Genomic DNA, 15,370 nt, shown 5'->3' with positions numbered 1-15,370 from the left:
TACAGGAGAAATAAGTTCTTGTCCTAGGAGAAAGCGAGTTACATACTCCTATATAAGAAATAATTCTACTGTCGATATTAGTTATTGATAGACGGATCAGGTTCTCATACCGTGTCGTTGATCAATGGGGAGAGAAAATTTACGTCAAAAATTCATGAAGCACATATCTATACCCACAATCAAAAGTTGCTAATTATTGAGATAGTTCCAGGAAAATCTCAACCGAGCCAATGATTACTCATCTTATTTCTATGTCGGTTCTTCCCAAAATATATTATTCAGAAGAAACAGTCCAGTATTTATTTGACAGTTCTGCTATTTTCTCTGCGGAGAGAGCCATACTGTAGATAGACGTAGCGTCGATGTGACCACCAAAGTAGCTCCCAGTGGTATCCCACACGTCCTGCGACGAGCTCCCACCGGAACGACCGATTTTACCTTATAAATCAATTGAACTAAGTTCAGTGAAAATAAATGTATTCTAAGCTGGATCAGTTAATTCGGGTTGTACACCCAAATCATGTTCGGCGGATCGTGACCTTCATTACCGGTGTCTTCACCGATGATCACGCGACCATCGTCCATCACAACGATATTGTCAGGCTCGGAGATCGTATTCTCAGGGTCATAGCTCTCTTGACTCGAAAACGCCTGCTTCATTGATGTCATACCCTTACCCACAATGCCATTCTCATCCTCTTGGGTGGGATTGTGTTCACAGTCTTGGCAGACAGTACTCGCCGAGTTAGGTTGAGCATCATAGGGACATCCACCACAGATGTTCGCGTTCGGCCCACCCGTCACGACTGGTTCCATCCGACTTACGTTGTATTCGGCACCGAGCTGCATCCGATAGACTGCACCCCACTCGTTTCCCTCAAGTTGGATTTCGTCTTGTGGGTCGTCGTTCTCAGACGATGCATCCTTGTTTGAGAGCATCGTCTTGTTCGTATTCGACATTGCCATGTACAGATAGTCACCTGGTTTAGCGTTCCGCTTGATGTTCACGCCTTCCATCTTGCGGAATTCGTTCGTCGCGCCCTTGACAGCAGCCGCTTTCCGCGATTCGAGAAATGCAACACAGTCGTCCTTTGCTTTTCCACGCGCCCACCGCTTGACTTCTGCATCAGTGATGTAATCGGCGTTCGATCCCGGTTCTTGATCATCGTACTCGGCGATCCACGACTCGACTTGATCGTGGGTGCCATGGGCGAGCTTGATCCATTGCAGATCGAAACCGGTGGTAGCGACATTGCTTCCGGCGTCTTGGGTAGCTTTTGCAGCGTAGAGTGTTCCAGCAGAGAGATCACCAGGAGTGTCGGCCACGAACTTGAAAAAGATCGTTCCAGTGCCATCGTCACTTAGGTACACGGTTCGCTGATCGGGCATCACGACTGCGTTCTCATGTGAAAACCGCCCCATCGCGAACTGCTTAACAGGCGTTGGGGTACCAGTCGGATCTTCGATTTCGATGATGTACCCATATCGATAGGGATTCGCTGTTCGGCCGAGATACTCCGACATTCGCTCTCGCGCACTGTTTCCAGCAGTATACCACTGGGCGGCATTCGGCTCGTATTCTTCGGAAGTCAGGGGCGTTTTCCATGGTGTGACAGTCCCGAAGCAGTTGTTCCACGTTCCTTCGACGTCGCGGAAGTTAACGTTCTCGCTGCCAAGGACGTTCCATTGGTTCGGACCTCCTTCTTGTCGACCCTGCATGCGAATATGAAGTCGGCTGACCATCCCGGGTCGGGTTTCCCAGTTCGTAAAGAGATAGCCCTCATTTGGCTGGTCGGCGGGGATGAATCCGTTATAGTCGGGATTGTTCCCGTCAGTCATTGGTTCGCCATCCGCCGAATACGGGATGCCGAGTTTCTTTCCGTTATCCGTCTGATCCCCACCGTTCGCTAACGCTTGATATTGGCCGACGGCAGTGTGAACCGTTTCTGCTTCTTCCTTGTTGTCGGGAACTTGTACGCTTGCGAAATCTTGGGGAAGCGTGTTCAGATTTGTGCCGATGAGTGCTCCGACTGTACCCTTATTATACGGCTTGTCGTTCTCATCGCTCGGGTGTTGGATGTTGAAGAAAAACCGACCGGGTTGGGTGAGATACATTCCGGTGATTTCCGCGCCTCGAACCGTGGTTGCGAGGCGGTTGAGCGTCGGTTCACCCTCGTGGTCATAGTCGTCGTTCCCGCGACGGGCGGCCGCGGAGGTGCCCGCAATGCCTCCTAAGCCAGTCACTGTGAGGATAGCGATTGCATCACGACGAGTAAATTCATCAGACATCGCGCTAAGAAGGAGAAGAAGCATGCATGAACGTTTATAATAGACCCCATTCTTAGAAAGTACGACACTATTTCTCACATAGAGCACAATAATTATAAGAATTGTTATTTTATATAATTATCTAGTTATACATATAGATAACAATATATGTATAATATAAATGAATAATTCCCTCCGCTATCGCTGCATAGCCGTATGTCATCGGATAAACCCCGGCATATTTCGGTTTCTCGACGGACTGTCGTTACAGGGATGGGTGCAGCGACGGCGAGCGGTCTGCTTGCAACTGCTGACTCAGTTCTTGCAAATGAACAAGAGGAACCGTCCGCACTCAATGAATCACCGCCAGGGAAAGCACTCATCGTGGACGCGAACCTGCTTGAAGCGTTTCGAAAGCCAGATGTCGAGCATCCACAGGATATGCGAAATTTCGCTCGCCGACTCGTTTCGAAAGTTCCGTACGCTCCCGACATTCTATTGCTTCAGGAAGTCCGGGAAAAGAGCACACATAACGTTGCTCAGTTCATGTCGGAAGAGACGGAATATACGTACGAAGTAGCAGTCGAACCCCCCGTCCACCCATGGATACCCGAAGGGGCAAAAAACGATACTGGGATCGTATACAATACAGATACAATGCATGTTGAAGACGACGGGGGGTTCATGCGGACGACAAGTGGGAATGGCGGCAAAGATCACGCATACGCACTGCTCAAAGAGAATCGTGGCGGCCTTCGTGTTCCTGCGTTGAGCATCCATTGGCCTCATGGGTCGGATGTGATGGAACGAGCAAAGAAAACCGCACCTTTCTTACTCGATAAATACCCCTCACCATCCGATCAGAATGTTCCGGTTATTGCCGGTGATTTCAACGTGAAGCGGTGTCACGGCGGTGATAGCTGGAAGTGGGAAGCTAGAGATTGTGAACCAAATAAATGGTATTCACTGTTCACCCAGAAATACAACTATTCGGACGTCGTTCTGACGTCAAATCCGCAAGAGATCCCACGCGCGCAAGAGCTAGAACGTGCTCGAATCGATTTCATTTTTGCGCAAGGCAGGATCTTCGATGGGGCGTCAGATCTCGGGTGGAAGTCGGAATTCGAAAGTCGAGAAGCGTTCAAAGAGTGCAAAAGGCTCCACACGTACCCAGATGAAACAGAAGAAGAGCCGACTGGCTTCTGTAAGACTGCGTTTTACACTGACCACCGTTTCGTATGGGGTCTCGTGGGTGCGCCGGAAGACGAAGAGTAAGGGGGTGAACCACCATATCAATCGATATTCGTGTCACTCTCTTTTAGGATATCAAATGACGAAGGTTGATATATTTAAATTGTTAATATTGCTGTGATTGGACGATGATCTGCAGCAATAGTTGAGCCGACATTTCCACTTTTGATCCCGACATCAGACGTTGCGAATATATAATCAATGCGGCGATCCTCACTTCCTTTCAAAGGTGCGGGGTACGTCGGATCGTCATCACCGGTTTGACGGAGGACGTCAACATAGAAATCATTAAGAGTTTGATAATTTGAATCGTCTCTATCAATGTATTTTCCATAGAACGAATTGAAGTCACCAGCAAGAACCTATGGCCCCTCTCTATCTTGGGTGATCTCAAGCACCTTTTCGATCTGAATTGAACGTCGATCCGCCTCAAAGGCGTAGAGGTGAGCGTCGTAGAACCAAATGGGAGTATCTCGGATGTTTATTTTTGCTTCTGCGAGCAATCGATCGAAGTACGGTTTATCTTTGTTCTCCTGTGGCAGTGGATAGCCATTCGTTTCGAGTATGGGGTACTTGCTCAGGATGACATCACCGAACTGCCGGCGTTTCCCATCTGATTCCTCAGTAGGAGGACGATTGTAGTACCGGTAAAACGCAAGTTCCATGTCCAACCATTCAGCCAGCAGTTCTGGCTGATTATCGAACTCACTCCGATTACTCCAATGGGCATCGACTTCCTGAAGGGCAACAATATCGGGGTCAGCTGCCATATTATGCCAGCGACCCTGCGCAAGTCGTATATGCCATCGGTGCCCTCACCGTGATGGATGTTGTACGACATCACTTTGAAATCCTGCTGTGGGCCATTTGCGGACGCGGAGGCACGTGCAATCGTTTCTTGAACGCTGGTCGAGAGTACTCCCGCTCCAGCGATACCGCTAGTTTTGAGGAAGGTTCGTCGGTCAACTGTATCTGAGGGTGCGTTCGACATCTCAGCTAAACCCCTTCCAGTGTTTGATTTTAACTTTCATATGAAGTATATCTCTTAGATGAGTTGACCCATTTTTCTATAGTATGTTCAATATAAAGATGACTCAAGAACTTCATCGATTGAAAATGAATACATTCGTTGACTACTGGGTTAATAATGTAGCAATTATATAAATAATTATTACGTCGTTTGGCTCAGTGGAGCCGGATGTCAGCGAAGGTAGGAAGATGGTCGGAGACCAGCGTTTCTTCGTTTATGCCAGCCTCTGTAACGGAGATACGGTCGTCACTGGCGAACACATAATCGATACGTTCCTGGGGTGCTGAATCGGTGTAAATTGCAGGATACGTGTCCGATTCATCGTTTCCAACAGCAGCGAAGGCATCAGTGTACTCACCCGTCATGGCGTTAATTGGGTCAGCGTCCGGCACGGCGTTGAAATCGCCCGTAATGACCTGTGGCTGGGAAACATCATCAGTAATGTCCAGTATCGCGTTCACCTGTGCCATGCGGCGTTCTTTGAACAGGTGATCGAGATGGGTGGTGTAGAAGCGAATTTTACTGTCCTCAATCTCGACCGTTGTTTCCTGCAGTCCGCGCGGTTCGTTGTATGCCCCTTTCTCGACTTGGGGCGATGGAAGTTCGTAGTGTTCGGATTCGAGAATAGGATATTTTCGCTTGGTCAGAATAGCTGTTCCGTACCTGCTCTGGTTCGTGCAACTGCTCTCGTAATCTGTAATGTTTGCAGCGTAGTCAACATTCATGTTGAGACGCTCGGCCAGTCGTTGTGGCTGGTCGTCGCAGTTGCTTCGCGCCGCTAGATGTTTGTCGACTTCCTGAATCCCAACCAGATCCGCGTCGGATCGCTCGATTAGATCCGCGATTCGTCGCAGGTCGTACGCGCCATCCATACCGGTGCCATGGTGGATATTCCAGTTGAGAACCTTGATCGAGATAGCAGTGTTGTTTACCGAGGCTTCGGATGAGTCCGAATCGGCTTCCGCAGCACTGGCAGAATTCATCGCACTGAGTCCAACGGCTGTTGCTCCCGTGCCGGCGAGGAACGCTCGTCGTTTTATCGTGGTTGTCTCGGAATCGGTGGTGGTACGCTCTGTGTTGTGTTTATCGAGTGGTTTCGTCATCGAATGCAGAATTTTGCTTGAACCGGATAATACTATCATATTTGGTATATTTATCCGTGAGTTATTAATCGGTGTACTATATATATACTAAACAAATACTAATAGCTATTTTTACCATAGGGTTGATATTGATGAAATCCCTTATGAATAGATATAGGATAAAATTCATAGATGTTATCTCTATGCCTTCTAACTAGATATCAAGTTTTAGAAATGCTCAAAGTTGATCAAAGAAAACAACTTCCACGAAGGCAATGACCCAGCCAGTTCCATTTCCGCTTCTTGATCGAAAGTTGAGAAGACACGACCACTCGCCATAGCCAGTAGAGAAGATAGGCAAACAGATCGCCCCACATGCAAGGGCGAACGCCGAAATAGGAATGGTAGTTAACTATCTCAATCCGAGAGATGGTTCACGGTCGAGGAGCAGCTTTCTGGAGCGCCGTTTCGGCGATGTTACTGCCATAGTCCGCACACCTCGATAGTGAATCGACGCAAAGCCGAAGTTGGTGAGCTTGGTGAGAATCGAGTTCACGGAGGAGTTCATTGATACCTCGGCTATGCTCGTCAACCTCGAGAACCGTTCGAAGGGCCTCGTTAGAAAGTCGAACGGCGTGCTCTTGCTCGTCCGAAAATACGGCTTCCATCGCAGTGTTGATGACTGTATCCGCTTTTCCGTGGAGTCGATCAACCGGAGTTGCTACGTTCTCGGGTATCTCGTCGACCTCGGTGGTTATCTGACCGATTTTCGCCGCGTGATCGGCAATGCGCTCGAGCTGACGGGCACTCGTGTAGAAGTCGAAACAAACCTCTCGGGAGAATCCGAGTTCCTCGACTGTAACGGGTGTTCGCAGTGTTTTTCGAAAAAGTCGTGAAACGACAAACCACAATCGATCGATGTCGTCGTCACGGTTGACGATTTCCCGAGCAAGATCGTCGTCGTTCTTCGTAAGTGCAGTTACAGCGTCTTCTAGCATAGTGACAGCGATAACCTGCATCCGCGAGATCGAATCGCAGATGGACAGCTGAGCGGAGTTAAGGAGATTTCGAATTACGATTTTCCCCTTCCTCTCTTCCATCACCTCGAGTCCAACAAGGTTCTGTGTGATATTTCGGGTTGCGCGGCGTGTGTCGGGTGTGATGCGATTCATTTCAAGCGTTATAATATCGAATCCATTCACGTACATGGCGATTATGGTGCGAACGATGTCATCGTTATCGAGAGTGAAAACGTCGACTTGACCCTCGATTCGCTCGTCATTATCGTGGGGTGCCAAAATCAGGTTATTTTCGTCGGTGTAAATCGCAATGGTGCTTCTGTCCGTTACGTCGTTCTCCCTTGTCCAGCCTTTCGGAAGGGAAACAGTGTAGGTGGAACCTCCTGTGATCTGCACTTTGCGCGTTTCCATATCCTCGAATTTGCCACGGAGACAATAAAACCGACTATATCTATATATTGAGTTCTAAAAATCGGTAGCTAGTGTCCATAACAATCTGGACAAGACAAGAATGAGGGGTAGACTACCGATATTCTCGTGAGAAAAGGCAACTTGTAAACAGAACTAACGATATGACGAGATTCGATGTCCCATCCCGTGATAAGTCTTCGCACAACCGTATCCATACTCATCTACTCACGTACGTCAATGCCAGCCAGACCATGTCTAAATACCATCGATTGCATAGCAGAAACCGTCGAACCGATCTGATCGGACTTCCCGAATTACTCCTCAAAGTGGGTTTTTGGGAGCTTACTTTGTATCCAGTGTGGAACGATCGATTTGAAACAGTCACCGACGATGTGGATCCGTTTCCTAACCAGTGTGTACAGAGCGGAGATTGCGAGCAAGGTGAGTATGAACTGGTCAGATAGTTTGGATGTAACAGAAGAAACAATCATGGGAATTGCAAACGTTGTTGCAAGAAGAAAATCTTCTGGCGCGCCCGAATATCGAATCCACCGCCGTGGGGTGTGCCATTCGCCCAAAAAGTGGTTGTATACCGCCTTATTTGACGAGGGATCCCACAGTGTGAATTCCACACTCCCAGTAAGAATATAGACACTAAATGGAATGCCGCTCCCGCGAAGAAATAAATGAGTACGAGCACTTCAGGCGATTTCAGAGCGAGAAACAAACTTCCGGAAACAAAGACCGCAACCAAGAACCACACCGGATAATAGAGCGCCTTTCGATGGTCTAAGAAGAGATCGAGATCGGGGGAACAGACCACCGAGGAATGCTGTACTGAGTAGTAAGGAAGGAGAGATGTAGCTCGAAATACTCGGAAAGGTGAGTACCGCGATAGACACACTCATAAAAATATGGGTAAGTACCATCATCGGAATCGCGTCGTTCTACAGTCCAACACGATACTGGCACAAATAGTTGTGCTTGATAGTGATACGCCCCCGTGAGGAGTTTAATCGCTAGTAAGGTATCCGACTATATTCTTCGGATCACGTGAGTCATTTCGAAAAAGTGCGTGACCAATCATATGGAATCTCTGGGATGAGCAACAGTACTCTCGGTCAACTCGATGCCTACGCCGTTGCAAAGGCACCGTTCGCACTCGGAGCCAGACTCGTCGGAGACACTTCCGGTCTACCGGTCGCTATTGGGTCACCCGGAGTAACGCTTCTCGCCGGGACCCCTACTGTTCGTGTTGGGAATCGACCGGTACGTAAGACTCAGAAAGTCCGGATTAGTACAGAGTGAGGACTCAATACTGACAATTTTAGTTCTAGATTCCCTTCCTCAAGGAGCAACGTAGAGGGTGAAGCGACTGAGTAACACAGTAACTACTTATCTCACTTTCCTACTACATTCCCCTACTCGCAATGCTGCATTTCAAGGTGTGTCCGCACTGTCTCAAGGTCAGCAAACCGTCGGAAGCAGTACGGACACTTGAGTCGCGAAATCACGGTATTCACGCCCCTTGTCGCCTTTTCCTCCTGACTCCGTAACATACTCTTAAATTGCTATGGCTATCATATATTCGTTACTAGGAGAACTTTGGAGGAGTAGGCAGTACTATTGACTTCGTGTAATCGATGACCCGTATCCCCTTCGGGGTATCAGACGCGAAGCGCCAGAAATCTAAATAGATATTTAGATTGGTTCTAAAATTATTATCGATTTATGTATTTAAAACGTCTCGACGAAAACGGTTGCTCGACAGGCATTTCGCTTCAAAACCGACTCGAAGGCCAAAACGGGCGGTTGTCCGATGTTCAGCAGACAACCAAAATCGGCAACAATGTGAATCGGAGGATTGAAGAGAGCGCCGTCGCTGCAGCGGCGACACTTGACCGGTTAGCTGTACTCAATTCGCGGCTCATTCCAGTAATTGCGAACGATCTTTATAGTATCCACCAGAGTCCCTCGAATCCGGTACGTTCGATGGTAATAGCTATCTAACATCCAATTGATCAGTGCATAGAAAAACTCAACCAGCGCTCCGCCAAGAGTTTTACAGCGAAAATCTCGGACGTTGAAATACTGTTTGAGCGTCCGAAACATGATTTCTAAAAATCTTTCACCTGTAAATTACTGTGGCATCCAGTGGATCATAAGACTCGGCGACGCACTAAAATTCTCCCTCGGTTGAAGCCAACTCAATCAATTCATCAGAGACAGATGTGACGTCTCCGTCTTCTGTCGAGTCGAATTTTCACCACACAGTATTTCGATGGCTGTGTAGTCCTTTTTCGTCGGAACAGTTTGTACCACAAACAGATAATCACCCCGACGGCGTAGGGAAGATGCATAAAACACCTATTTCATCCACGTTTCATGACTCAGGTTTGATGAGAACCGCTATTGTTGAGAACCATGTGAAACACCATCAATGGGGGAAAGGCTTCGACTGTTTCATCTGGGGCCCCTGTCTTCGGGTGGAGACGCTCTGATGCGGGTATTCAAAGAAATATGCAATTGTGTTGTGTTCTCCAATTCTATTCAAGGCTCATCATCGGTGCTGACGCTAGTATTCTATTTCTACGACCCTGATGAGGACGCAAGCCGCAGTCGTGGGAATAACGAGAACGGCGATAACTGATCGCCCGCCGGAACGAAAAACGAATAACTAAACGCTCCTATTCAACGGAGTTGTCCCTGGATCATCGATTTTTCTCATCTTCTGCTTGGCAACCAGGCATGTCCATAAACATACATCATATCGATTCCCTCTATATTATTATGCAAAACTCACATCGATTCGATAAAATTGCCAGGATAGTCCTGTTCCCTATGTGATGTCCAAGTAGCGTGAAGGCTTCAGACAATCGAAATGGTGACCAACCAGTAGTTACTCAATTTCGTCGGGATCAAGAAGATCGGGGTTCGTTTCTAGGGATGCGATCACTGCGGCGACTCGTTCGTGGAATGCTAATCCGCTAATTACGAGAACACTGAGGAGGATTTGCGTGACTAATTCACTTGGCATAATCCTCCAAAGTAACCTGCTGATTAAAGAGGCTATCGACCGTTCTTAACCATTCGCGTCATCAGGATCAGGGTAATCGATACGTCGGGATACTTTACAGCTTCGTAACGGATTGATTGAATAACCGAAATCACCATCCTTCGCTCGTACGCCACGATAATACTGTCGTATATCCCCAATAATTCGACATATATCCAGCTGTTCATTTGGTCCTCGCTCGACGAAAGCAATGATATTTGCCTAACACCGATGTGTTGGAGACCGCTCTGAAGATGGCAAGGAGGTAATTAAAAATAATACCCCTAATGAACAGCTAGTTCAGTGTAGCAGCAAGATATATCTATATAGTGGTATTTGTGGCTAAGTCTGATACTTAACAATATAAATGGGGATGTACTCCTCATAGCAGTGTTCTTCTCATTGGATTATAGAGACCGTCGTAATGGTGCAGACGACAGAAACAGAATCCGCGCGGGGTGAAGCCACTTCGTTCACGACCGACGTTGATCTGACGAGTCTCGTGGTTATTGCAGGACTTACAGCAGTATTATTCGCAGGGGCACTCGCCATTGGAGAGGGCCTTGGCGAAATTCCCCCTGACATCGACTGGAAGGCGTTTTTCGTAGTGTACACGGTAATCGTATTCGTCCCATGGGGAACGCCGACCATTGCGGCAGCCGTCGGAGCGACGCTCGCGGAGGGCATCCTTGACTTCTTCGAGGGAATGGAACCGGACGAACCATTCGGCTGGGCTGGCTATGTTGTCGGCTTCACCGTCGCTGGCTACTTCATGAAGGACCCGAGCAAGACAGTAAAGCTCGCTATCGGTGCAGTGCTCGGCGCCTTCATCCAATTCGCAATTGAAGGATTGTCCCTCGTGCTCATCTCCGGGGATGCTTGGAGTGTTTATGCGACCGCGCTCGCGGGCAACACGATTACACATGGGATCATTCTTGGGGCGATTCCGCTCATTCCAACCGTCGCTGCACTGCGCGGTCGGATGGAGCGCGTCCTCGCACCCTCCGCACAGACGTCCAATTAACCATCACCAACTTCGGTTTTCCGCACAATGACCCAAGATGCCAAATTGATGGAAGAACAAATGCTTCGTGCTGACGAATTCAGTTTCACCTATCCCACCAAAAACCACCCCGCGATGGCGAATGTTTCATTTGGGCTTGACGAAGGTGAGGTCTTGGGCGTTGTTGGCCCGGTTGAGGCGGGCAAGACGACGCTGGCGATGGTGCTTGCGAGCTTCGCTCCGCAGAACACAGGTGGGACGACGAGCGGTGAACTCTCGGTCGCCGGTCGCGATCCACGCCAAGCAAACGACAACGACGTGGCCATGGTGTTTGAGGACTACTCCTCTCAGCTCACCCAAGTCAATGTCATTGATGAAGTGATTGCGCCGCTAGTGAATCGAGGCATTCCACGTGCCGAGGCGACCGACCAAGCATGCGAGTTGCTTGAACAGGTTCGTATGGCGGACGTTAAGGATCAGTTCACCTGGGAGTTGTCTGGTGGTCAGCAACAACGACTTGCTATCGCGGCCGCCCTGGCTATCGATCCCGAAGTGATGATCTTTGATACTGCGACCGATATGCTCGACCCGGAGGGACGCGACGATGTCGCCAACCTCATCGCATCGCTCAAAGGCGATAAAACACTTGTAGTCACCGAAAACGATCCTGACGCTCTCGTGGGGATTGCCGACAAACTACTCGTACTCGATGGTGGCGAGCGCGTCGCCTTCGGCTCCGCTGACGAACTCCTCCGTGATGACGAACTTCTTGACGACGTGGGTGTAGCTCCACCGGTCTGCCGCCGCATCGCTCGCAAGGTTGATCTACCTAGTGACCCACTGACCCCGGGGGAGTTCATCGATGCATTCGAAGCGCGCTCTAGGTCCGGAACGACGACTTCTACTGACGTGATGGTAAGTGCTGCCGACGGTGGGTCGGTGTCCGTCGCTCCCGGATTTGGTGACACCCTTGTCCGCGCTGATGGCGTCACCTATGAGTACTCTACCGATGCAGTCGCGGTCGACGGCGTGGACTTCACAGTCAGCGAGAACGAAGTGCACGCAGTCGTCGGCGGTAACGGCGCTGGAAAGACAACGTTCAGTAAGCTCCTTGTCGGCCTCTTTAAGCCAACGGATGGTACAGTATACGTCGACGGTGCGTCTACCGACGGACGAACCGCACGAGATATTGCAGAGTCAGTCGGCATTGCGCTTCAGAATCCTGACGAGCAACTGTCAGAGCAGACCGTCGAGGAGGAGATCCGGTTCCCACTTGAGAAGCGTCGCTACGAACGAACTGGGTTTTTGGATCTCTCGAAACGCGAGCGCTACGACGAGGCGTTCATTGAACAACGAGTCGAAGACGTCTGTGATCTTATTGGCATCTCTGATGAAATTCTGGAGGAGGATCCAATATTCCTCCCACGAGGGAAACGACGGCAAGTGACGATAGCAGGGGCACTGGCTCCAAGTCCGGACGTGCTCGTGCTCGACGAACCCATTGCAGGGGTCGACGCAACAGCTCGGGCGCATATCGAACAGACAATTGAGCAGTTACGTGAGCAGGGGAAGGGAATCATCATTATCGACCACAACATGGAATTCGTCTGTGACGTCGCGGACACCGTTACAGTCCTCGAAGATGGATCAGTGGCGATGCAGGGATCGACCCAAGAGGTGTTCGCTCCAAACAACTGGGAGTGGCTAGCGAAACGACACCTTCGCCCGCCACGGGCAGCACGTCTCGCCCAGCAAGTCGGTCTCGACGCGCTGACCGCTGATGAGTTCGTCGAATCATTCGAGCCGGCGGTGGAGGTGTCGCAATGAAACGGCGTGTCCCCGTTGTGTACAACGACCGAGATACGTGGTTCCATCGCCGCGATCCTCGGTCAAAGCTTGGCGTATTCGTGCTGATGCTGTTGTACCTATACCTCGCACCGACCTGGGAGTGGATGCTGGCAATGGTCGTGATCGGTATTGGGTTAGTCGCTGTCGCTCGTGTCCCGGTTAAATGGATCGGGGCGCTCCTTCTACTGCAGGTTCCGAACGTCTTGGGAATACTCGCATTCCCGGCCATCCAGCGGATGGCAACGGGTGGGAGTGCGTTCGGAGGTAACTTTGACTTTGGCCTGAAGCTCGCTCTGTCGTGGCAAGCGGCACTCCTGATTAGCGCGAGTCTTTTCACGACAATGGAGCTGACGGAGATAACTGACGGGTTGCGAGGGGTCGGTGTTCCAGAACTCGTCTGTTTCACGCTTGAGTACGTCTTCTTGCTATTGTATGTCACGATCAGCGATCTCTTCCGTATCATGGACGCGATGAAGGTGAAGGGACTTGGAATTGAGACGAAAAACCCGGTCAAATTCGCTCGGAACATGCCGAGTCTGGCAGTTCCGATGTTCATGTCGGTGCTTCAACGGTCGAACACGATGATGTCCGTGTTGACGATGCGTGGATACTCGTTCTCGAACGAAGAGCGCGAACTCCGCCACGAGCTAAAGTTTGACGGCGGAGACGCGCTTCTATTCGGAGTGGGATTCGTCGTACTTGCTGGAACAGCAGCCGTGAACTTTGGCGTCTTAACAGTTCCCGGGCTGCCATCACCAACTTCATGAGTATGACCGAACCAGAACCACTCTCCCAACCGTCTGGAAACGATTCACTCATGAGCCTCAATCCGAGTACCGCCGAGGGTCGTAGTCAGATCCTTCTATTCGGGGGACTAGGATGGCTCGCCATTGGCAATATTGTTGATATAGCACTGATTGTCTGGAGTGGAGTCGCAATCGTTACCCTTGCATTCATCCTTAACACCAGTGGCAAGCTAGTTCACTACCAGCAGCTGTCGATCCCGCGCAGCGACCGGCTGAAGCTCTCGGTGTCGTGGCTATTGCTTGCGCTGACGGTCGTGGGACTCCTGACGACCTACGCGTCCGCTCGCTATAGTTCTGGAGAGGGCAACTTTTTCTGGCCGCTGGCAGTTGCTGGTATCGGATTTGGGTTGCTCCATATGGCTGCACAGTCGCTGTACTTGCCGACGACGGAGGAATCGATCGAACAGTGAATCACCTCTAAAAGAAATGAAGTCACGTAAGATCCAGAAAATCGGTAGTGGCACGTTCACCGTCTCACTTCCTCCGGAGTGGGCTAAATCAGAAAATCTCAGTCAGGGCTCCATCGTGGATCTCCACACTCATATCGATGGGGGGCTCGTTATCCAGCCCCGAGCAAACGAGAACGATCTGACCGAACAAGTTACCATTGAGGTTGCACACAACGATGGAAAGTATATAACACACCTTATGCAGGCGGCTTATACTGCAGGCTTTGACAAAGTGACGCTTGTTGCCCAAGAGTCGTTTACTAATGCACACCGGCAAGCCGTCAACGAAGCCGTTAGTATCCTGTCTGGCGTCACTATCAGTACGGAATCACAGACACGGATAACGGTTCAGATCCTGCTAGATCCAAAAGAGATCTCGGTACGCCAGCTGGTGCGCCAACTCAAAGTCGTTGCGTTGTCGATGCATCGCAATGCAACCGCTACTCTGAGTAATGAGAAGACAGCAGCAAGCCTAGCGGACCGCGACGACTACGCTGACCGCCTGTATACACTGATTGACCGTTCGTTCGAGAGAGCGTTGTTGAGACTCGACGAGATTGATGCGCTTGGATTAACTCGCACGGAATTGTTCGAACTCTGGGTGACAGCCCGTGAACTGGAGCGAATTGCTGATCACGCTGAACATATCAGCGAAATCACTGCTGAATTCGACAATTTGGCGAAAGTCACATACACGAGCGAATTCCAACAAATCGCTCAGATGGCTCGGGATATTGTCGAAGATGCAGTCAGTAGTATCCTTGGTGATACGGACGTAAACACCGCATATAGGGCGCTGACTGTACGAGATCAGGTTCGTGAGGAAGCAGCAGCGTTGGATCGCCGCCTGTTTGAGGCTTCCTCGGCGGACTATCGACTTGCGCTAGTTCTCAATAGTCTGCGACGGACAGCCGAACAAGGTGGTAATATTGCTGAACGGGAGCTACAGGCAGTAATTCGACGCGGAGACATAGCTGTGCAGCAAACGGATGATAATCAGGAAGACGAACATTAGCAAGAGTCATTAAACGTAGCGGAACCAAATGGATAATTGTCACAGCGGTAAATTGACTTGGTGAACACGGTCGTGACCTGCTCTTTGATTCAGCTGAAGTAGACTCGTAGACACGACCGAGACTAGTAAGCCG

General features: G+C 49.9%; 11 protein-coding genes and 1 pseudogene. 6 read left to right on the top strand and 6 right to left on the bottom strand.

Going from position 1 to position 15,370, the window contains the following annotated elements; all coding sequences use genetic code 11:
• Nucleotides 1-495: 495 nt before the first annotated feature.
• On the bottom strand, nucleotides 496-2,289 hold the full coding sequence (locus tag LIW51_RS37670) for a PhoX family protein (protein WP_227380973.1): 1,794 nt from the start codon (nucleotides 2,287-2,289) through the stop codon (nucleotides 496-498).
• Between the two features lie 195 nt (nucleotides 2,290-2,484).
• Here LIW51_RS37670 and LIW51_RS37665 point away from each other — a divergent pair, with 195 nt between their 5' ends.
• On the top strand, nucleotides 2,485-3,543 hold the full coding sequence (locus LIW51_RS37665; RefSeq protein WP_227380972.1) for an endonuclease/exonuclease/phosphatase family protein: 1,059 nt from the start codon (nucleotides 2,485-2,487) through the stop codon (nucleotides 3,541-3,543).
• Between the two features lie 338 nt (nucleotides 3,544-3,881).
• Here LIW51_RS37665 and LIW51_RS37660 read toward each other — a convergent pair whose 3' ends face one another.
• The 5 genes and pseudogenes from LIW51_RS37660 to LIW51_RS37640 all read right to left on the bottom strand — a co-directional run bounded on the left by LIW51_RS37660 (nucleotide 3,882) and on the right by LIW51_RS37640 (nucleotide 10,098).
• The gene (locus LIW51_RS37660) at nucleotides 3,882-4,289 is read right to left on the bottom strand and encodes an endonuclease/exonuclease/phosphatase family protein (protein ID WP_227380971.1); all 408 of its coding nucleotides are present in this window, start codon (nucleotides 4,287-4,289) and stop codon (nucleotides 3,882-3,884) included.
• A gap of 137 nt (nucleotides 4,290-4,426) precedes the next feature.
• Nucleotides 4,427-4,510, bottom strand: a pseudogene (locus LIW51_RS39800) (twin-arginine translocation signal domain-containing protein); the annotation flags it as partial.
• Between the two features lie 194 nt (nucleotides 4,511-4,704).
• Nucleotides 4,705-5,652 carry an endonuclease/exonuclease/phosphatase family protein gene (locus LIW51_RS37650; protein ID WP_227380970.1) on the bottom strand — a complete coding sequence of 316 codons (948 nt, stop codon included), beginning with the start codon at nucleotides 5,650-5,652 and terminating at the stop codon, nucleotides 4,705-4,707.
• 413 nt (nucleotides 5,653-6,065) lie between these two features.
• Entirely contained in the window at nucleotides 6,066-7,061 is a 996-nt protein-coding gene (locus tag LIW51_RS37645) for a phosphate signaling complex PhoU family protein (protein WP_227380969.1), read from the bottom strand.
• 2,899 nt (nucleotides 7,062-9,960) lie between these two features.
• Nucleotides 9,961-10,098, bottom strand: a complete 138-nt coding sequence (locus LIW51_RS37640; RefSeq protein WP_227380968.1) for a hypothetical protein — start codon at nucleotides 10,096-10,098, stop codon at nucleotides 9,961-9,963.
• A 442-nt stretch (nucleotides 10,099-10,540) separates the two neighbouring features.
• Between LIW51_RS37640 and LIW51_RS37635 the strand changes: the two genes are divergently transcribed.
• The 5 genes from LIW51_RS37635 to LIW51_RS37615 are packed head-to-tail and all read left to right on the top strand — an operon-like array spanning nucleotide 10,541 to nucleotide 15,237.
• The gene (locus LIW51_RS37635; protein WP_227380967.1) at nucleotides 10,541-11,140 is read left to right on the top strand and encodes a hypothetical protein; all 600 of its coding nucleotides are present in this window, start codon (nucleotides 10,541-10,543) and stop codon (nucleotides 11,138-11,140) included.
• A gap of 27 nt (nucleotides 11,141-11,167) precedes the next feature.
• The gene (locus LIW51_RS37630; protein WP_227380966.1) at nucleotides 11,168-12,946 is read left to right on the top strand and encodes an ABC transporter ATP-binding protein; all 1,779 of its coding nucleotides are present in this window, start codon (nucleotides 11,168-11,170) and stop codon (nucleotides 12,944-12,946) included.
• Nucleotides 12,943-13,734, top strand: coding sequence for an energy-coupling factor transporter transmembrane component T family protein (locus tag LIW51_RS37625; protein ID WP_227380965.1), 792 nt, complete (start codon nucleotides 12,943-12,945; stop codon nucleotides 13,732-13,734). Before LIW51_RS37630 ends, LIW51_RS37625 begins: the two co-directional genes overlap by 4 nt.
• Nucleotides 13,735-13,736: 2 nt before the next feature.
• Nucleotides 13,737-14,183, top strand: a complete 447-nt coding sequence (locus LIW51_RS37620) for a hypothetical protein (protein ID WP_227380964.1) — start codon at nucleotides 13,737-13,739, stop codon at nucleotides 14,181-14,183.
• Nucleotides 14,184-14,199: 16 nt separating this feature from the next.
• Entirely contained in the window at nucleotides 14,200-15,237 is a 1,038-nt protein-coding gene (locus LIW51_RS37615) for a phosphate uptake regulator PhoU (RefSeq protein WP_227380963.1), read from the top strand.
• Nucleotides 15,238-15,370: the final 133 nt, after the last annotated feature.

This window comes from Haladaptatus halobius, assembly GCF_020618475.1.
GTDB lineage: Archaea > Halobacteriota > Halobacteria > Halobacteriales > Haladaptataceae > Haladaptatus > Haladaptatus halobius.
Note: the sequence above shows the minus strand (reverse complement) of the source record. Positions and strands in the feature narration are given on the sequence as shown.